The organism is Citricoccus sp., from assembly GCF_035445025.1.
GTDB lineage: Bacteria > Actinomycetota > Actinomycetes > Actinomycetales > Micrococcaceae > Citricoccus.
This window is the reverse complement of the sequence record NZ_DAOMPX010000003.1, coordinates 17,352-35,625: the sequence shown is the minus strand read 5'-3', so window position 1 is coordinate 35,625 and position 18,274 is coordinate 17,352. Positions and strand designations below refer to the sequence as shown.

At 72.7% G+C, this 18,274-nt stretch carries 19 protein-coding genes and 1 pseudogene; 16 read left to right on the top strand and 4 right to left on the bottom strand.

The window, feature by feature from the left end; genetic code table 11:
• Positions 1-82 precede the first annotated feature (82 nt).
• Together PLJ28_RS01905 and PLJ28_RS01900 are read right to left on the bottom strand one after the other, a co-directional pair.
• Positions 83-1,018, bottom strand: coding sequence for a metallophosphoesterase (locus tag PLJ28_RS01905; protein ID WP_183527798.1), 936 nt, complete (start codon positions 1,016-1,018; stop codon positions 83-85).
• Positions 1,019-1,029: 11 nt separating this feature from the next.
• Positions 1,030-3,243 (bottom strand): transglycosylase domain-containing protein, encoded by a 2,214-nt coding sequence (locus PLJ28_RS01900; protein WP_183527796.1) that lies wholly within the window; start codon positions 3,241-3,243, stop codon positions 1,030-1,032.
• Positions 3,244-3,307: 64 nt separating this feature from the next.
• Here PLJ28_RS01900 and sp36 point away from each other — a divergent pair, with 64 nt between their 5' ends.
• From sp36 to PLJ28_RS01885, 3 genes are read left to right on the top strand one after another with little or no spacing between them, the layout of a single operon-like run.
• Positions 3,308-3,460 (top strand): Sp36 family protein, encoded by a 153-nt coding sequence (gene sp36, locus PLJ28_RS01895; RefSeq protein WP_010143091.1) that lies wholly within the window; start codon positions 3,308-3,310, stop codon positions 3,458-3,460.
• The gene (locus PLJ28_RS01890; RefSeq protein ID WP_183527794.1) at positions 3,457-3,930 is read left to right on the top strand and encodes a RidA family protein; all 474 of its coding nucleotides are present in this window, start codon (positions 3,457-3,459) and stop codon (positions 3,928-3,930) included. The genes sp36 and PLJ28_RS01890 overlap by 4 nt, the downstream gene beginning before the upstream one ends.
• A 19-nt stretch (positions 3,931-3,949) precedes the next feature.
• Complete coding sequence (locus tag PLJ28_RS01885; protein ID WP_183527792.1) at positions 3,950-4,909, top strand: NUDIX hydrolase; 960 nt, start codon at positions 3,950-3,952, stop codon at positions 4,907-4,909.
• A 4-nt stretch (positions 4,910-4,913) separates the two neighbouring features.
• Here the strand turns inward: PLJ28_RS01885 and PLJ28_RS01880 are convergent, their stop codons facing one another.
• On the bottom strand, positions 4,914-5,591 hold the full coding sequence (locus PLJ28_RS01880) for a Crp/Fnr family transcriptional regulator (protein ID WP_010143094.1): 678 nt from the start codon (positions 5,589-5,591) through the stop codon (positions 4,914-4,916).
• A 160-nt stretch (positions 5,592-5,751) separates the two neighbouring features.
• Between PLJ28_RS01880 and PLJ28_RS01875 the strand changes: the two genes are divergently transcribed.
• The 3 genes from PLJ28_RS01875 (at position 5,752) to PLJ28_RS01865 (ending at position 8,899) form a co-directional block, all read left to right on the top strand.
• A complete protein-coding gene (locus PLJ28_RS01875; protein WP_298044146.1) occupies positions 5,752-6,942 on the top strand; it encodes a MarP family serine protease in 1,191 nt (396 codons plus the stop codon).
• A gap of 171 nt (positions 6,943-7,113) precedes the next feature.
• Positions 7,114-8,757, top strand: a complete 1,644-nt coding sequence (locus PLJ28_RS01870) for a sodium-dependent transporter (protein ID WP_183527782.1) — start codon at positions 7,114-7,116, stop codon at positions 8,755-8,757.
• A 1-nt stretch (position 8,758) separates the two neighbouring features.
• Positions 8,759-8,899, top strand: coding sequence for a methionine/alanine import family NSS transporter small subunit (locus PLJ28_RS01865; protein WP_083843252.1), 141 nt, complete (start codon positions 8,759-8,761; stop codon positions 8,897-8,899).
• A gap of 60 nt (positions 8,900-8,959) precedes the next feature.
• On the opposite strand, the gene PLJ28_RS01860 is transcribed toward PLJ28_RS01865, so the two are convergent.
• Positions 8,960-10,996 carry an acetate--CoA ligase gene (locus PLJ28_RS01860; protein WP_183527780.1) on the bottom strand — a complete coding sequence of 679 codons (2,037 nt, stop codon included), beginning with the start codon at positions 10,994-10,996 and terminating at the stop codon, positions 8,960-8,962.
• A 197-nt stretch (positions 10,997-11,193) separates the two neighbouring features.
• Here PLJ28_RS01860 and PLJ28_RS01855 point away from each other — a divergent pair, with 197 nt between their 5' ends.
• The 10 genes and pseudogenes from PLJ28_RS01855 to PLJ28_RS01810 all read left to right on the top strand — a co-directional run.
• Positions 11,194-12,210, top strand: coding sequence for a superantigen-like protein SSL4 (locus tag PLJ28_RS01855; RefSeq protein ID WP_183527779.1), 1,017 nt, complete (start codon positions 11,194-11,196; stop codon positions 12,208-12,210).
• Entirely contained in the window at positions 12,207-12,986 is a 780-nt protein-coding gene (nth, locus tag PLJ28_RS01850; protein WP_183527777.1) for an endonuclease III, read from the top strand. The genes PLJ28_RS01855 and nth overlap by 4 nt, the downstream gene beginning before the upstream one ends.
• The gene (locus PLJ28_RS01845) at positions 12,983-13,765 is read left to right on the top strand and encodes an NUDIX hydrolase (RefSeq protein ID WP_183527775.1); all 783 of its coding nucleotides are present in this window, start codon (positions 12,983-12,985) and stop codon (positions 13,763-13,765) included. The genes nth and PLJ28_RS01845 overlap by 4 nt, the downstream gene beginning before the upstream one ends.
• Positions 13,766-13,867: 102 nt before the next feature.
• Complete coding sequence (locus PLJ28_RS01840; protein ID WP_183527773.1) at positions 13,868-14,845, top strand: hypothetical protein; 978 nt, start codon at positions 13,868-13,870, stop codon at positions 14,843-14,845.
• A 74-nt stretch (positions 14,846-14,919) separates the two neighbouring features.
• Complete coding sequence (locus tag PLJ28_RS01835) at positions 14,920-16,083, top strand: TadA family conjugal transfer-associated ATPase (protein WP_183528570.1); 1,164 nt, start codon at positions 14,920-14,922, stop codon at positions 16,081-16,083.
• Positions 16,067-16,678, top strand: coding sequence for a type II secretion system F family protein (locus PLJ28_RS01830; RefSeq protein ID WP_183527771.1), 612 nt, complete (start codon positions 16,067-16,069; stop codon positions 16,676-16,678). Before PLJ28_RS01835 ends, PLJ28_RS01830 begins: the two co-directional genes overlap by 17 nt.
• Position 16,679: 1 nt before the next feature.
• The gene (locus PLJ28_RS01825; RefSeq protein WP_183527769.1) at positions 16,680-17,084 is read left to right on the top strand and encodes a type II secretion system F family protein; all 405 of its coding nucleotides are present in this window, start codon (positions 16,680-16,682) and stop codon (positions 17,082-17,084) included.
• Between the two features lie 196 nt (positions 17,085-17,280).
• Complete coding sequence (locus tag PLJ28_RS01820) at positions 17,281-17,550, top strand: DUF4244 domain-containing protein (protein ID WP_183527761.1); 270 nt, start codon at positions 17,281-17,283, stop codon at positions 17,548-17,550.
• A 75-nt stretch (positions 17,551-17,625) separates the two neighbouring features.
• Positions 17,626-17,997, top strand: a complete 372-nt coding sequence (locus PLJ28_RS01815; RefSeq protein ID WP_183527759.1) for a TadE family type IV pilus minor pilin — start codon at positions 17,626-17,628, stop codon at positions 17,995-17,997.
• Positions 17,922-18,266: pseudogene (locus PLJ28_RS01810) on the top strand (Rv3654c family TadE-like protein); the annotation flags it as partial. The gene PLJ28_RS01815 and the pseudogene PLJ28_RS01810, both read left to right, overlap by 76 nt.
• Between the last annotated feature and the right edge of the window lie 8 nt (positions 18,267-18,274).

The following is an 18,274-nucleotide window of genomic DNA, read 5'->3' as shown; positions in this document are numbered from 1 at the left end:
GCGGGACCTCCGGGTCGAGGGGGTGGGCGATCCACCATCCTACGGGCGCCCGGGACGTTCTGAAAGACTCCTTTGACGCAGGTCAGCGCGCGACGACGTCCAGCACCACGGCCTCGGGCCGGCAGGCGAACCGGAAGGGCGCTGTGGGGGAGGTGCCGATGCCCGCGGAGACCTCGAGGGGGACGGTGCGGCCGTCGAGGCTCCACTGCGTCAGTCCCGAGGCCTGCCACGTGGGCAGGTCGCAGTTGGTGACGAGGGCGCCGTACCCGGGCACGCAGACCTGGCCGCCGTGCGTGTGCCCGGCGAAGATGACGTCGGCCCCGTCCGCGACCATGGCGTCCAGCACCCGCCGGTAGGGGGCGTGGGTGACGCCGATCCGCAGCGACCGGGCCGGCGTCGCACTGGAACCGCGGAAACCGGGCCAGGCGTCGCGGTCCAGGTGCGGGTCGTCGGTGCCGGCCAGGTCCAGCCGGATCCCCTGCAGCACCACGGACGTGTTCCGGTTGGCCAGGCCGGTCCAGCCGCGGGCCTCGAAGGCGCTGAACAGCTGGTCCGCGGGCAGCCGGACCCGGTCCGGGTCCTGGCGGGACGGTCCGGCGAGGTAGCGCAGCGGGTTGGCCGGCGTGGGCGCGTAGTAGTCGTTGGAGCCGGGGACGAAGACCCCCGGCACGTCCAGCAGTGGGCCCAGGGCCTGCAGCAGCGGACGGATCGAGGCGGGGGAGGCGATGTTGTCCCCGGTGTTCACCACCAGGTCCGGCTGGAGCGTGTGCAGCGTGGACAGCCACCGCAGCGTGTCCGCGTGGGCCGGCATCAGGTGGATGTCGGACAGGTGCAGGATCCGGAACGGCCGGCCCCCGGGGGGCAGGATCGGCAGCCGCTCGGTGCGGACCGCGAAGTTCCGGGCCTCCACCAGGGTGCCCCAGGCCACGGCCGCCGCGGCGGACAGGGCACCGGCCCCGGCCACCGCGGCCGGGATCGCCCACGTCCTGCGCGGACCGGTCACCTTCTCAGCCCCCACGGCGGGCCTCCTCACTCCGTCGAGACGACGGTGTCGGGATCGTAGTACGGACGGGGTCCACCGTAGTTGCCGACCGGGATCCGCTGTCCACCCTCGCGCGACCCCTCGGTGCGCGGATCCGAGCTCGGGCCGTCGAACGCGGTGAAGTCGTCGGTCGGGTAGTTCCCGGCCACGTCGCGCATGTAGTCGGCCCACATGGGCCCGGCGATGATGGAGCCCCAGACGTCGTCATAGGTGATGCCGGCGATCCGCTTGCCCTCCAGGGAGACCTGGTTGCGGAAGTTCCCGACCCACGAGGCCGTGGTCAGGCCGGTGGTGGAGCCGATGAACCAGGTGGACGAGGACCAGTTGTTCGTACCGGTCTTGCCGGCGATCTCGAACGGCATGTCCGTGGCGATCCGCTCGGAGGCGATCGCCTTGAGGGTGTTGTTCAGTTCGGCCACCTCCTGGGAGTCGGCGACCTTCTCGCACTCCACCGGGGGCACCTGGTAGGTGTTGCCCCGGGTGTCGGTCACCTCGGAGATGACGCGGGGTGCGCAATAGTTGCCGTCGTCCGCGAGGGTGGCGTAGGCGGCGGCCATCATCAGCGGCGACACCTCCTCCGAGCCCAGCACGAAGGACGGGTTCCGCGGGTCGATGGACTCGCCCGTGCCGGCGTTCTGGATGCCCACCCGGTCCAGGAGCCCAGTGATGGCGCACAGGTCCTGGGTGTGGGCCGCCGCCACGGTGGCGGTGTTGATGGACCAGTACAGCCCGTAGTCCGCGCGCATCGGCTTGTTCATGTCGGCGATCGCGTTGCGGACGGTCCAGCCGTTGCCGTCGACCAGGAGCGGGATGGTCCCGCCCTCGCCACAGGAGCCCTTGAACCGCGTGTAGGTCGGGTACTCGTTGATCCGCGCGTCGAGGGTGTCCGTCATGGAGTGCCCGGACTCGATGAACGAGAGGAACACGAAGGGCTTCATGGTGGAGCCGGCCTGGAACCCGGCGCCGCCGCCCATGGTCTTGTTGACGTTGAAGTTGATGGTGGTGCCGCCCTCGGACTCACCCGGGTCATAGGTCGTGTTCTGGGCCATGGCGCGGACGTTGCCGGTGCCCGGCTCGACCGTGACGAGGGAGGCTCCCAGCTCGCCGACCGTGCCGCGGTCGCTCTCGAAGGTGGTGTACGGGGCGTTCTCGCGGGCGACCTTCTCCGCCTCCTTCTGAAGGGTGGAGTCCAGGGTGGTGGTGATCTGCAGCCCGCCGCGGTCCAGCAGCCGCTGGCGGGACTCGAGGTCCGGGCCGAACGCCTCGGAGGACTCCACGGTGCGCTTGACGTAGTCGCAGAAGTAGTTGCCGAAGTCGGCGGACATGCACCCGGAGGACAGCGGGGTGACGTCCAGCGTGATCTCCGTGGCCACGGCCTGGTCGTGGGTGGCCTGGTCGATCTTGCCCGTGCGCAGCATGGCGGCCAGCACGGTGTTGCGGCGCTCCAGGGCGCCGTCCGGGTTGTTCACCGGGTTGTAGCCGTTGGGGGACTGCACCATGCCGGCGAGCAGGGCCGACTCCGGGATGGTGAGGTCCTTCGCGTTCTTGTTGAAGAAGTAGCGGGATGCGGCCTCCACGCCGTAGACACGGCCGGAGAACAGCACGATGTTCAGGTAGCCCTCGAGGATCTCGTCCTTGGTCATCTCCTTCTCGATGGCCACGGCGAGCTTCATCTCACGCAGCTTGTCCGCCACGTTCTTGGTGCCGGAGATGGTGGTGCGCTCGTTGTTGAGGTACTGCGCGTTGACGAGCACGTTGTTCACGTACTGCTGCGTGAGGGTGGAGGCGCCCTGCGTGGTGTCCGAGGTGGCGTTGTTCACGAGGGCGCGCGTCAGGCCGCGGGGGTCCACGCCACCGTGCTCGTAGAAGCGCTCGTCCTCGATCGCGACGATCGCGTCCTTCATGTTGTCCGAGATCTGGTCCAGCTCCACCGGGACCCGGTTCTCCGCGTAGAAGGTGGCCAGGACGTTCCCGTCCTTGTCCAGGACGCGGGAGGGCACCGAGAGCGGCTCCTCCTTCAGCTCCGCCGGCAACTGGTCCAGCATGTCCCCGCCGGCCGTGGCCGTGGCCCCACCCATCGCGGCGGCGGGCAGCAGCAGCCCCGCCGCGAGCACGCCGCACAGGGCGCTGACGCCGAGGAAGGCGACGATCTTGCCCAGCGTGGTGGCAGTGTCGAAGAAGGGGGACGTGCGGTTGACCATGGGGGCGATTCTACCGGCAGCATTCTCCCCCGCGCGCGAGGGAGGTCCGGCTAGGGTGGAGCCCATGACAACCTGGGAATACCTGATCACCCCGCTGCCCCTGCACACCCCCAAGCAGGTCCTGGACCTGCACGGCTCCGAGGGCTGGGAGCTGGTCACCGTGATGACCGGCCCCGAGGGCGGCGCGGTGGCCTACCTGAAGCGGCCGAAGCAGTGACCGGCGCACAGTCGGCGGTGGAGACCCGCCTCGCCGAGCTCGGGCTGACCCTGCCGCCGGTGACCGCCCCCGTGGCCGCCTACGTGCCCGCGATCCTCGACGGGGACCGGGTGCACACCTCCGGCCAGCTGCCGTTCGAGGGCGGACAGCTCGGCGCCACCGGCAAGGTCGGCGCGGAGGTCGACCCGGCGCGGGCCGCCGAGCTGGCCGCCGTCTGCGCGGTCAACGCGCTGGCCGCCGTGAAGTCCGTGATCGGTGACCTGGACCGCGTGGAGCAGGTCGTGAAGGTGGTCGGGTTCGTCGCCTCCGACCCCTCGTTCACCGGTCAGCCGCAGGTCATCAACGGTGCCTCCGAGCTGCTGGGCAAGGTCTTCGGCGACGCCGGCGCCCACGCCCGCTCCGCCGTCGGGGTGGCCGTGCTGCCGCTCGACGCGCCGGTCGAGGTCGAGATCTCCGTCCGTATCCGCTGAACCGCACCGGAGGGCGCACATGACCGAACCGTATGCCCCGCGCACCGGCATGGCGGTGGGGCACGGTCCGGTCCACCGCCCGGTCCGGCCGCCGCGACGCCGCACGTTCGAGCTGCCCGAGGACCAGCAGGCCGCGGCCCGCAGCTGGCTGGTCCACGGGGAGCGGCGGCCGCGGGCGGCCCGGCGGGCCTCCTCGGTGGCGATCGTCCGGGACGGGCTCAACGGCGTCGAGACCCTGTTGCGCTACCGGGCCGGGGCCACGCCGCTGGGCGCCGTGGCCTTCCCCGGCGGCTCGCTGGAGCCGTCCGACGAGGACGAGTGCGACTGGTACGGCCCGACGCCGGCCCAGTGGGCCCGGGTGCTGGGGCTGGAGGACCACCGGCTCGCCCGCCGGCACGTGGCCGGGGCGATCCGTGAACTCTTCGAGGAGACCGGCATCCTGCTGGCCGGCACGGACCCGCACTCGGTGGTGGAGAACCCCGGGGGAGGGGAGTGGATGGAGGCCCGCCGGGCCCTCGACGAGCAGCAGACCACCCTCCCGGCGCTGCTGAACCGGCGTGGGCACGGGCTGCGCACGGACCTGCTGCGGGCGGTGGGGCGCTGGCACAGCCCGCACTTCGCGCACCGCCGCTTCGACACCCAGTACTTCGCCGTGGCCGTGCCGCACGGCCAGGACGCCACGCTGCTGGCGGGCAAGGGACTGTGGGCGGAGTGGATGCCGGCCGGCCTGGTGCTCGCCGGCCGGCGGGGCACGCGGCTGGGGGACGGGATCGGCCGGCCGGAGACCGTCGGCCGCCGGCTCGGGGCGCTGACCGTCCCCGCGGTGGAACTGCTGCTGGAGCGGATGGCCACCGCGGGGTCGACCGTGGAGTTCCTGATGGGCCTGACCATCCGCGGCGGCGTCCCCGAGTACACCCCGGAATTGCTGGAGACCCTGGAACTGGAGGTCACCCTGCCGGGCGGGCGGTGGGGACGCTAGGCCCTCAGCGGGAGCGCTGGCGCAGGCGCTGCAGGTCCAGGACGACGACGGCGCGGTTCTCCAGGCGGATCCAGCCGCGCTGCACGAACTCGGCCAGGGCCTTGTTCACGGTCTCGCGGGAGGCGCCGACCAGCTGGGCCAGCTCCTCCTGGGTGAGGTCGTGGGCCACCAGCAGGCCGTCGGCGGCCGGCCGGCCGAAGCGGTCGGCCAGGTCCAGCAGGGCCTTGGCCACGCGGCCCGGCACGTCCGAGAAGACCAGGTCCGCCAGGGACTCGTTGGTCTTGGACAGGCGCTGGGCCAGGGCCCGCAGCAGCTGCATCGAGACCTCGGGGGTGGACTGGATGACCTTGCGCAGGTTGTCGTGGCGCAGCCCGGCCAGCCGGGTGGCGGAGACCGCGGTGGCCGAGGCGGTGCGCGGCGCCGGGTTGAACAGCGCCATCTCACCGAAGATCTCGCCCGGGCCGAGGACGGCCAGCAGGTTCTCGCGGCCGTCCGGGGCCGTGCGGCCGAGCTTGATCTTGCCGGACATGATGACGTAGAGCTGGTCGCCCTGGTCACCCTCGTGGAAGGCGGAGGCGCCCCGGGAGAGCTCGACCTCCGTCAGCTCCGAGGTCAGGGCCGAGAAGACCTCGTCATCCAGGTTGGTGAACAGCGGGGCCTTGCGCAGTACCTCGAGATCCATGTGTCCTTCGTCCTCACTGTTGACAGGCGTGTACGGGCATGCCGCCGGAAACGACATGCAATGACTCACGGACCATTCTGCCCCATGCCCGGCCATCGTGACGGTAAAATGGGTTCTCACGCGTGCGCCGGTGGCGGGACGCAGGATGGAGGGGTGCTTGGTGCTCGGACTGACCTGGCTGGACTGGGTGCTGCTCGTCGTCCTGCTGGTCTTCCTCCTGGCGGGGTACCGCCGGGGCTTCTGGGTGACGCTCGGCACCATCGTCGGGCTGGTCGCCGGTGCGGCCGCCGCGTTCTTCTCCATCCCCCTGGTCTCGGACTGGGTGCCGGATCCGTCGTGGCGCCTGATCGCGATCATCGCCGCCGCCCTCGTGCTGGTGCTCATTGGCCAGGCCGTCGGCGCCGGGATCGGCCGCGCCATCCGGTTGCGCATGGCGCTGCCGGCCCTGCGCACCGCCGACCGCCTGGCCGGGGCCGTGGTCAACACCGCCGTGGCGGCCGGCCTCATCGCCTTCGTGGCCTTCTCCGCGTCCTCCATGGGGCTGCCGCCGGTGACCGGCGCCATCTCCCAGTCCCGCGTCATCACGGTCATCAACGCCGGGGTCCCGGAATCGGCCAAGACGATCATCGCCCAGGTCCGGTCCACCGTCGCCGGTTCCGACGTGGTCCCCGAGCTGGAGGAGCCGATCGTCCACGCCACGCCCACCGCCGACCCCACGGCCCCGGAACCGGACAACGCCATCGACCTGGCCCGGGCCTCGGTGGTGCGGATCAGCGGCACCGCGTTCGTGTGCGGGCAGAACCAGACCGGTTCCGGCTTCGCCGTCACGGATGACCGCGTGGTGACCAACGCCCACGTGGTCTCCGGCCTGACGGAACCGGCCGTGGAGGACGCGGAGGGCACCGTCTACGCCGGCCGGGTCGTGCACTTCGACGCCGCACGGGACCTGGCCGTGGTGGCGGTGGACGACGCCGACCTGCCCACGCTGGACACCGGGGCCCAGATGACCGACGGTGACAGCGGCTACATCATGGGCTACCCCTCCGGGGGCCCGTTCTGGATGGGTCCGGCCGAGGTCCAGGCGCGCGGGGAGGTCACCGTGAACAACATCTACGGCGGGGACCCCGGTCCGCTGGACATCTACCAGCTCAACGCCGACGTCCAGCTGGGCAGCTCCGGTGGCCCGCTGCTGGACGATGCCGGTGACGTGGCCGGCGTCGTCTTCGCCCGGGCCGCGGGGGACGTCAAGGTCGGCTACGCCATCACCGGCGAGGAGGCCGAGGCGGTGCTCACCGGCGCCGGGCAGATGGAGGAGACCGTCTCCACCGGACAGTGCATCCAGGGCGGCTGAGCACCCGGACCTGACGTGCGGGTCTGGGGGCGGGAAGTGTACGCGCGCACAAGGACTGCATTAGTGTGGTCGCCACCACTTTCCGCACCGCAGCGCAGGACCGCACCGTCCCTCCATCCTCACGGGGCGGACCGTGACCCTGCGCGGCCGAGGTACTGACCGGGAGGGACCGTGTCGTCCACCACCGCATCACCCCAGAAGGCGAGCCGCGAGCAATTCGCGGGCCGCTGGGCGTTCATCTTCGCCGCGATCGGGTCCGCCGTCGGACTCGGCAACATCTGGCGCTTCCCCTATGTCGCCTACGAGAACGGCGGCGGCGCCTTCATCGTCCCGTACCTGGTCGCCCTCCTGACGGCCGGCATCCCGCTGCTGTTCTTCGACTACGCGATCGGGCACCGCTTCAAGGGCTCGCCCCCGCTGGCCTTCCGGCGGCTCAGCAGGTGGACGGAGTCGATCGGCTGGTGGCAGGTGCTGATCTGCTTCGTCATCGGCGTCTACTACGCGGCCATCATCGCCTACGCGGCGATGTACACCTGGTTCTCCTTCGACGAGCGCTGGGGCGATGACCCGGAGGCGTTCTTCTTCGGCGAGTACCTGCGGGTGGCGGACGACGTGGCACCGAACCTGGAGTTCGTCCCGTCCGTGTTCTGGCCGATGCTGGTGGTCTGGCTCATCCTGCTGGTGATCCTGGGGGTGGGCGTCAAGAAGGGCATCGCGATGGCCTCGCTCATCGGGATCCCGGTGCTGGTGGTCATGTTCGTCATCCTGGTGGTCGTGGCCCTGTTCCTGCCGGGTGCCCCCGAGGGGCTCAACGCGCTGTTCACCCCGAACTGGGAGGTGCTCACGAATCCCCAGGTGTGGATCGCGGCCTACGGCCAGATCTTCTTCTCCCTGTCCGTGGGCTTCGGCATCATGATCACCTACGCCTCGTACCTCAAGCGCCGGACCAACCTGACGGGCTCGGGCCTGATGGTGGGCTTCTCCAACTCGAGCTTCGAGATCCTCGCCGGCATCGGCGTCTTCGCGGCGCTGGGCTTCATGGCCCAGGCCAACGGCGTGGAGGTGGCCGAGGTGGTCACCAACGGCATCGGCCTGGCCTTCATCGCCTTCCCGACCATCATCTCCGAGGCCCCGGCCGGGGCGCTGATCGGCGTGCTGTTCTTCGCCTCGCTGGTCGTGGCGGGCTTCACCTCGCTGATCTCGATCCTCGAGGTGGTCGTCTCCGCGGTGAAGGACAAGCTGGGCTGGAGCCGCTGGACCACGGTGATCGTGGTGGTCGGGACCTCCGGGCTGATCTCCCTGCTGCTGTTCAGCACCACCTCCGGCATCAACGTCCTGGACGTCACGGACGCCTTCGCGAACAACTTCGGCATCGTGGGCGCCGCCCTCGTGGCGGTCGTGGTGGTGTCCTGGCTCCTGCGACGCCTGGACAACATGGTGAACCACCTCAACGCGGTGTCCTCCTTCCGCGTCGGCCGGGCCTACAAGGTCCTCGTGGCCGTGATCCTGCCCATCGTGCTGGCCTACATGTGGGTCTCCGACGTGGTGCTGAAGGCCACCGAGGGCTACGGGGACCTGCCGTCCTGGTTCGTGGGCACCTTCGGCTGGGGCATGTCGATCGCGCTGATCGTGGTCGCCGTCCTGCTGTCCCTGCTGCCGTGGACCCAGAGGTCGGCCCTGCACAGCGAACTGAACGACAACCTCGAGTCCGAGGACCTGCCGGAATACCCGGAACACGAGGGCACCGGCCCCGGCGTCCAGTGGGACACCGTCGGCCAGCACCATCACGCCGAGCACCCGAGAAAGGGGCACTGACATGGACCCGATCGCCATCCTGTTCTTGGTCGTCGCCATCGTGGTGGTGTGGGGCGGCATGGTCGCCTCGCTCATCCACCTGCTGAAGAACCCGGACCACCTCTCCGGCGAGGAGGGCATCGCGCCCGGCCCGACGACCTGACACCTCCGCCAACGACGAAGGCCCCGGACCTCGCGGTCCGGGGCCTTCGTGTCACCGCGGTTACGTGCGCAGCGACTGGGCGATCTGCTGCATGATCGTCGGGTCGGACAGGGTCGAGGCATCGCCCGGGTCCCGGCCCTCGGCGACGTCCTTGAGCAGGCGGCGCATGATCTTGCCGGAGCGGGTCTTGGGCAGCTCGGGCACCACCAGGATGTGCTTGGGCTTGGCGATCGCGCCGATCTCCCGCGCCACGTGGTTGCGCAGCGTCTGCTCCGTCTCGGCCTGGTCGACCTGACCGGCCTCCTCCGTGACGATCACGAACGCGACGACGGCCTGGCCGGTGGTGGCGTCGGTGGCGCCCACCACGGCGGACTCGGCCACGATCGGATGCGAGACCAGGGCGGACTCGATCTCCGAGGTGGACAGCCGGTGCCCGGAGACGTTCATGACGTCGTCCACGCGGCCGGTGACCCAGACATCCCCGTCCTCGTCCCGGCGGGCCCCGTCCCCGGCGAAGTACATGTCCTCGAACCGGGACCAGTAGGTGTCCTTGTAGCGCTCGGGGTCACCCCAGATGCCGCGGAGCATGGCCGGCCACGGATCCCTGATCACGAGGAAGCCGGCGGAGTCGTTGGGCAGGGAGTTGCCCGCCTCGTCCACCACGTCCACGGTGATGCCGGGGACGGGCACCTGGGCGGAACCGGGCTTGGCGGCGGTGACGCCGGGCAGCGGGGCGATCATGTGCGCGCCGGTCTCCGTCTGCCACCAGGTGTCCACGATCGGGGCAGGGTCCTGCTTGCGCGGACCCGGGGTGACGGAGCCGTCGTCGTTCTTCGTCCCGGCCCCGGCGTTCGCACCGATGACGTCCCGGTACCACAGCCACGCCTCGGGGTTGATGGGCTCGCCCACCGAGCCCAGGACGCGCACGGAGGACAGGTCGAAGGAGTCCGGGATGGACCGGCCCCACTTCATCATGGTGCGGATCGCGGTGGGCGCGGTGTAGACGATGGTGATCCCGTACTTCTGCACCAGCTCCCACCAGCGGCCGTTGTGCGGGAAGTCCGGGGTGCCCTCGTAGAGCACCTGGGTGGCGCCGTTCACCAGGGGGGCGTAGGCGACGTAGGAGTGCCCGGTGACCCAGCCGACGTCGGCGGTGCACCAGTACACGTCCGTCTCGGGGTGCAGGTCGAAGGTGTCGCGGTGGGTCACGGCGCCCTGGACCAGGTATCCGCCGGTGGTGTGCAGGATGCCCTTGGGCTTGCCGGTGGTGCCGGAGGTGTAGAGGATGAACAGCGGGTGCTCGGAGTCGTGCCAGACCAGTTCGTGCTCGTCGGAGGCGGCCCGGAGCGCGTCGTGCCACCACAGGTCCCGGCCGTCGGTCCACTCCACGTCCTGCTCGTTGCGGCGGACCACCAGGACGTTGGACACGGCGTGGCCGGGCGCGGACAGGGCCGCGTCCACGGCGGGCTTGAGCATCGAGGGCTTGCCGCGGCGCCAGGAGCCGTCGGCGGTCACCACGAGCTTGGCCTCGGCGTCGTCGATGCGCGAGCGCAGGGCGTCGGCGGAGAAACCGCCGAACACCACGGAGTGCACCGCGCCGATGCGCGCACAGGCGAGCATGGTGATGACGGCCTCGGGGATCATCGGCAGGTAGACGGCCACGCGGTCGCCCTTGGTCACGCCGAGGGACTCGAAGGCGTTGGCGGCGCGACGCACCTCGGCGGCCAGCTCGGCGTAGGTCCAGGTCCGGGTGTCCCCGGGCTCACCCTCGAAGTGGATGGCCACGCGGTCACCGTGGCCGGCCTCCACGTGGCGGTCCAGGGCGTTGTACGCGGCGTTGGTGGTGCCGCCCACGAACCACTTCGCGAACGGGGCGTCCGACCAGTCCAGGACCTCGGTGAAGTCCTGCTCCCAGTGCAGCACCTCACGGGCCTGGTCGGCCCAGTAGCCCAGCCGGTCGGCCGCGGCCTGCTCATAGCGCTCGGCGGTGGCCACGGCCTGCGCGGCGAACTGCTCGGAGGGCGGGAAGGTGCGCCTCTCCACCAGCAGGGGGTCCATGGAGCCGGAGGCGGATTCGCCGGAAGTGGACGTCGACATGCGTACTCCTTCGGTGCGGAAGATCTCGTACCGGGCCACGCCTGAGTCGTTGGTGTAACGCCCATCACAGGGCCCGCAGGGACAGCCTAACGTCCGAGGCCATCGCGTGCAGAGCATTGCGCGCGAAGACTGATTGAATGGTTCCCGAGAAGAACACGGGCCTGAGGGGGCCCGAAGGGGACACCAGGAGGACGCACATGAGCATCGCATCGCACCGTGGCCGGAAGGCGCCCGCGCGTACCGGCGGAGGACTGCGGCTGGACCGCTGGGACCTGGGCTTCTTCCTCGCCGTCCTGGTGATCCTCGTGGGCTCCGTCGTGCCGCTGGGCACCCTGCGGCAGAACCTGTGGAACACCCCCGGCGTGTTCTTCCTGGGCGTGGGCGTCGTGGTGCCCCTCGTGGCCGCCGGCCTCGTGCTGTCCCGGGGCGTCAGCGGCCTGGACGGACCCCGCGTGGGATCGCTGTCCACCGAGCAGTTCTGCCACGTGGCCTCCTGGCTCGCGCTGGCCTTCTTCTTCAGCAGCGTCGTCACCACGCTGAACCCGGTCTTCCTGATCGGGCTGCTCGGCGCGCTCGGCATGGTCCTCACCTCGCCGCTGCGCGGCGTGATGACCCGCGTGCTCGCCTCGTCCGCGGCGCGCCGTCCCCGGCCGGCCGCCGTCGCGGCCCCCGAGACCCCGGCGCCCCGTGAGGCCCCCGAGGCCGCCGAGGGCACGACGTCGGCACCGCAGCCGGGTGGGACGGCCTCCGGCCCGTGGCCCACCCCCGCCGCGGTCGCCCACGCGCAGGACACCCACGCGCAGGAGACTCCGGAGCCCGGGGCGGAGCCGGGACAGCCCTCCGGGGCCGAGATCGACGAGGACCTGGGCGCGACGCGGTTGCGCCCGCGGACCACGGAGGAGGCCGAGGCCTCCGCGACCGCCGCCTTCGGTGCTCCCGGCACCGAGGTGCCGGAACCCGTCGAGGAGACGGAGGAACCCCTCGGGGAGCCGGCCGCGCCCCGCGGGACCGAGCCGGCGGGCTACGAGGCGTTCTGGTTCGCCGTCGGGACCCCGCGGTGGACCGTGAACCCCGAGGACGGCAGCCCCGCGTTCGGCCTCGAGCCCGGCGGCTGGATCCTCGCGCTCGAGGACCGCGGCCACGAGTTCCTGGTGCAGAACACCGACGGACGGACCGGGGTGCTGAGGGACCTGTCCGACATCGAGCGGGCGTGAGCGAGACCCGGCTCGGCCTCACCCGCCGGGCCCGCAGGATCAACCGGGTCCTGGCGGAGGCCTACCCCTACGCGGTCGCCGAACTGGACTTCACCACGCCCTTCGAACTGCTCGTGGCCACGGTGCTGTCCGCCCAGACCACGGACGTGCGCGTCAACGCGACCACCCCGGCGCTGTTCGCTCGGTTCCCCGACGCCGAGGCGATGGCCCACGCGGACGAGCGCGAGCTCCAGGAGCTCGTCCGGCCGCTGGGGTTCTACCGGAACAAGGCGGCGGCCATCCAGGGGCTGTCCCGGGTCCTCGTCGAACGCCACGGCGGGGAGGTCCCCGGCCGGCTGGACGACCTCGTGGCGCTGCCCGGGGTGGGCCGCAAGACCGCCTTCGTGGTGCTCGGCAACGCCTTCGGTGTCCCCGGGCTCACCGTGGACACCCACTTCGGCCGGCTGGCCCGGCGCCTGGGGTTCACCGCGCAGCAGGACCCGGTGAAGGTGGAGCAGGAGGTCGCCGCCCTGTTCGAGCGCCGGGACTGGACCATGCTCTCCCACCGGCTCATCTTCCACGGCCGCCGGGTCTGCCACGCCAAGCGTCCGGCCTGCGGCGCCTGCCCCGTGGCGCGGTGGTGCCCCTCCTACGGGATCGGGGAGACGGACCCGGTAGCGGCGGTGGGACTGCTGAAGTACGAACTGGCCCCGGGGCGCGAGGAACTGCACGCGCGGATGCTGGCCGGGGCCACGCGGGCACAGCTGCGGGCCGAGGGATACAGTCTGGGAGCATGATGGAGATCGACGGTGCGCTGGCGGACCTGCGAGCGCTGGTGGCCCGGTACGGCGTCCTGGGGCCCGGCATGGCCCGGGGCGACCGGCCGAACCGGCTTCCCGACGACGGCCGCGGCTGGGACTTCGGCGTGGACCTGGAGCCCGGGGCGGGGGTACCGGCCGAATCGGCCGTCCTGGTGCTCTTCGGGGCCCTGGACCGGCGGCCCTCGCACTTCCACACCGACGCCGTGCCCGAGGACCTGGACCTGCTGCTCACCCAGCGGGCCCTGCACCTGCGCAAGCACCCCGGGCAGGTGGCCTTTCCCGGGGGCCGGAAGGACCCCGAGGACGCCGACCACGTGGCCACCGCCCTGCGGGAGGCCCAGGAGGAGACGGGACTGGACCCTCACGGGGTCCGGGTGCTGGGGAGCCTGCCGCCGGCGCCGTTGACGGTGACGAACTTCCGGGTCACCCCCGTGGTCGGCTGGTGGGACCGGCCCTCAGACGTGTTCGTGGTGGATGAGGGGGAGGCCACCCGGGTGTTCCGGGTGCCCGTGGCCGACCTGGTGGACCCGGCCAACCGGATCACGACCAGTCGCAGCGCCGAGCCCTCCGTGGGCGCCCGCCGCTTCCGCAGCCCCGGGTTCCTCGTCTCGGACACCCTCGTCTGGGGCTTCACCGCCATCGTCCTCGACCGGATCCTCGAACTGCTCGGCTGGGCCCAGGACTGGGACCGGGAACGGGTGATCGACATCAGCGGCTGGGACGCCTCCCAGCCGGTCCCCGTGCACCGGCCCTGAGCACCCCGCCCGCTCCTGCACAGGGGCCCGCCCCCGGGGAGCCGTCCCCGGGGCGAGGCGCCCGGCCTGCACCGCACCGGCCCGGACGGGCACGCTCGGACCATGACCAGTACCGCTGCGGTCCCGCTCCCCGTGCTGTATCTGCCACCCCCCGAATCCGGGACGCTCGCGACCCGGCTGCTGCACGAGGTCGCGGCCTGCGTGGCGGCCGTCGGGCACCGGTTGCACGTGCAGTCCCCTCAGCCGGGGACCGTCCCCGACGCCCTCGCGCAATTCTCGTCCGCCCACGGACGGGAACCGGTCATGGTCATCAGCGGCCACCTGGCGGGCGGGCCCACGACCGGGCCGCGAACCAGCGCCGTCGGCGTGGCCGCCGTGACGCTGGACGGGACGGCATCGACGAACCCGGATCCGTCCACCCTGACGCTGCCCACCCGGTCACGGCCGCTGTGCCGCATGCTGGCCCGCAGCGTCGACCCCCACCTGCCGGGCCGGGCGCTCATCCTGGCCCACCAGGGTGACGGCCCCGGTGGTGATGACGGCTGGCCCGGCCTGCCGTGGGGACTCACCCTGCTGCTGGGCGGGCCCGGCCGCGGGGTGCTCGTGGACCTGCGGGGCACCGGGGGCGGGCTGGACGCCCGCCTCCGGGCGAACTCCGAGGCCTCCGCCCTGACGGAGGTCCTGGGACCGACGCCCGGCCCCGCCCTGGCCGGCCGGCTCCCGGTGGCCGGCGGGGTGCGCTGGGGGAGCATGACGGGTCCTCCCGCGCAGCTGCTGCCCGTGATCGATGCCACCGTCGACACCTTCCGCTGGACCGTGCTCGACGTGGGCCGCGACGCGCACCTGGCGACGACGCTGGCCGCCGAGGGGTTTCCCCTGCTGTCCGTGACCGGCCAGGGAGGAACCTGCTGTCTCGAGGTCCCGGGCCGGCCCCCGGCGCGGTTGGCCCTGGACCCCTCCCTGTGGGGCGGACCCACCCCCGCGTCCTGGGCCCGGTCCGCCCGCCGTAGGGTCTCCCTCGACCTGGCCGCGCGGCTGGCCTCCCTGCTGTCCCGTGATCCCGCCGGGGTCCGGCGGTGAGCCGCGGCTGGGCGCCGTCGCGGCCGCCGTCGCCGTCCCGGCAGGAGAGGGCACGTCGCTGGCTGGCCGCGCGCGTGGCCGCGTCCGGGACCCGGCAGTCCGGCTCCGGGGGCGTGGACCTGCCCCCGGAACTGCTCGGCGAGGCCGTCCGGCGTCACCTGCCCGTCCACACGCCCGAGGAGGCTGCCCGGCAGATGACGGTCCTGGCCGACGGGCTCACCGGCCTCGGTCCGCTGGCGGAACCGGCACGCGGTCCCGGAGTCACGGACGTCCTGGTCGACGCGGAGGGGGCCGTGTGGACGGACGGGGCCGAGGGTCTGCGGCGCACGGGACAGAGGCTGGCCCCCTCCGAGGCCCGGCAGCTGGCGGTGCGACTGCTGGCCCAGGACGGGCGCCGCCTGGACGAGGGACAGCCCTACGGGGACGCTCAGGTCGCCGGTGCCCGGGTGCACGCGGTCCTGCCCCCGATCACCACCGGCGGACCCCAGATCAGCGTGCGACTGCCAGCGCCCGAGCCGCCGGCGCTGGACCGGCTGGCCGGGCGGTGGCCCCACGGTGAGCGGTGGCTGTCCGTGCTGCGCCACGTGCTGGCGGTCCGGGCCAACCTGCTCATCAGCGGGGCCACGGGGTCGGGCAAGACCACCCTGCTCGGCGCCCTGCTCGCCGAGGTCCCCGCGGACGAGCGGATCATCACCGTGGAGGACACCCGGGAGCTGCGGCCGGCCCACGGTCACGTGGTCTCCCTGCAGGCCCGCCCCGGCAACGCCGAGGGCTCCGGTGCCGTCAGCCTGGCCGACCTCGTCCGCCAGGCGCTGCGGATGCGGCCGGACCGGCTCGTGGTGGGTGAGTGCCGCGGTGCCGAGGTGGCCGACTTCCTGGCGGCCATGAACACCGGACACCGCGGTGCGGCCGGCACCGTGCACGCCAACTCCGCCCGGGACGTCCCGGCCCGGCTCCAGGCCATGGGCGCCCTGGCCGGGCTCGGACCCGAGGCGACGGCCCTGCAGGCCGCCAGCGCGGTCGACGCCGTCCTGCACGTGGAGCGCACAGCCGCCGGCCGCCGCCCCGTGGAACTGGCCGTCCTGGACCGCCCGGAGGGTGCGGAGGCCCGCACCCTGCGCGTCGTGCCGGCGATCACCGCCACCGCGGAGGGATTGTGCTTCGGCCCGGGACTGGATGCGCTGGAGGCCCTGACCGGGTCCACCCGGAGCGGAGGACGCCATGCGCTGGACCGGTGAGCCGCTGCGTCGCCTGCTCCCCGGCGCGGCCCGACGGCGGCGCGAGCACCAGACGGAGGAGTTCATCACCCTGCTGCGCCAGGCCGCGGCCCTGCTGCAGGCGGGCCGGAGGACCGAGGGTGTCTGGGCCGAACTGGCCGGACTCCACGATCCCTGCCGGTCGGGCACCCGGCGCCCCGGGTGCTGCCTGCACCACGCCCTGGTGGACGCGGACACCGCGGTCCTGCTCGGCCGGCCGCCCGGGCACGAGGAGGCCGGCCGGCACTGGGAACAGCTCACCGGGTGCCTGGCGGTCTCCCGGGAGGCCGGGGTTCCCCTGGCCGGGCTGCTGGAGCGGCTCGCCGACGCCTTGGAGGACGGTCAGGACGCCCATCAGGCCCGTGAGGCGGCCTCGGCCGGTCCGAGGTCCACGGCCCGGTTGCTCGGGCTGCTGCCCGTGGCGGGCCTGGGGCTGTCCGCGCTCGTCGGGGCCCCGCCCACGGAGCTGTTGGCCGGCCCGCTGGGCTGGCTCGTGGTGGGCACCGGGGCGGCGCTCGCCGTCGTCGGGCACCTCTGGACCCGTGCCCTGGCCCGCCGGGCAGAGGACGGGGCCTGACGTGGACGCGGCGCTGGCCCTGGACCTGCTGGCCGGACTGCTGGAGAGCGGGCAGGGGCTCGTTCCCGCCCTGGACCTGCTGGGGGCGCACCTGCCCGGGGCGGCACCGCTGCGCCGCGTCGCCGCCCTGTTGCGCCTCGGCGTGGACTGGGACGAGGCCTGGGAGACGCAGGACGAGGACCTGCGGGAACTCGCCCGGGAACTGCGCTTCGCCCACCACACCGGGGCCCCGACCGCGGCCCTGCTGCGGTCCACGGCCACCTCCCTCCGGCGCAACCGGCGGCGCAGGGCCGAGCAGCGCGCTGCCGAACTGGCCACGCGCCTGGTGCTGCCCCTCGGGCTCTGCCAGCTGCCCTCCTTCCTGTGCCTGGGCATCGTCCCCCTGGTGCTGGCACTGCTTCCCTAGGGGCGGTCTGGGGACTGACCGCTCCTCCACACCGCACCGGTGTCCGCGACCCGTCCAGAACCGGCGCCCCTGAGGACCCCACGCCGGAGCCCCCGCCAGCAGTCTGGAGGCGGGCGGCCGAATCCACCCGTCCCATCCACCGCGACACACCCCAGAAGAACCCAAGATGAACCCACGAAGAACCCAAGGAGACACCATGAACCCCTCACCCGCCACCGCGGACATCGCTCCGGGCACGGCCCCGGGCCCCGCCCACAACCCCGCCCACAACCCCGCCCAGACCCCCGCGCAGGCCCCCGTGCCTGTGCTCGACTGGTCCGACGAGACCGGGGCACAGACCGCCGAGTACGGCATCGTCACGCTGGCCGCCGTGGGCTTCGCCGGAGTCCTCGCCGTCGTCCTGGCCGGCGCCGACGTCCAGGGCCTGCTGCTGGACATCGTCAAGAACGCCCTCAGCTTCGGCTGACGGACCACCGCCACCGCTCCCGTGGTCCTCCGGCCCGCGCCGGAGGGCCACGGAAGCCCAGCCCGGGAGGCCCTCGTGCATCCATCACCGTCCGAGCGAGGATCGGTCACCGCCGAGTACGCCGTGCTGCTGCCGGGTGCCGCCGTGGTCCTGGCCGGGGCCCTGCTCGCCGGGGCCGCCACGCTGCAGCAGATCCGCCTGGAGGAGGCCGCTGCCGCCACCGTGCGCGAACTGGCCCGCGGGGAGACGGACGCCCAGGCCATCGGCACCGCCCGGCGCATGGCCGGTGACGGCGCCCGGCTGAGCAGTTCCCGCACCCCCGGCTGGGTCACCGTGACGCTCGCCCACACCCCACCCGGTCCGCTGGGCTGGTGGGACGGCTGGCAACTCGAGGCGACCGCCCACGCTCCGGACCAGTGGGTCGTGCCTCCCGCTGGAGCGCCGTGATCACCGGCGACCGGGGCGCCGGTGCGGTGACGGTGCTGCTCACCGTGTTCACCACCCTGGTCCTGCTGGCCGCGGCGACCGCGCTGGGCACGGCCGGCGTCGCCGCGGCCCGGGCCTCGGCCGCCGCGGACCTCGCCGCCCTCGCCGCCGCAGACGCCGCGCGAGGGCTGGTCGCGGCGGACCCCTGCGCGCTCGCGGGGGAGGTCACCGGGCGTCACGGCGGCCGGCTCACCGGGTGCTCGAGGGCCGACGGCGGCACCGTCCTGGTGCGGGTCCG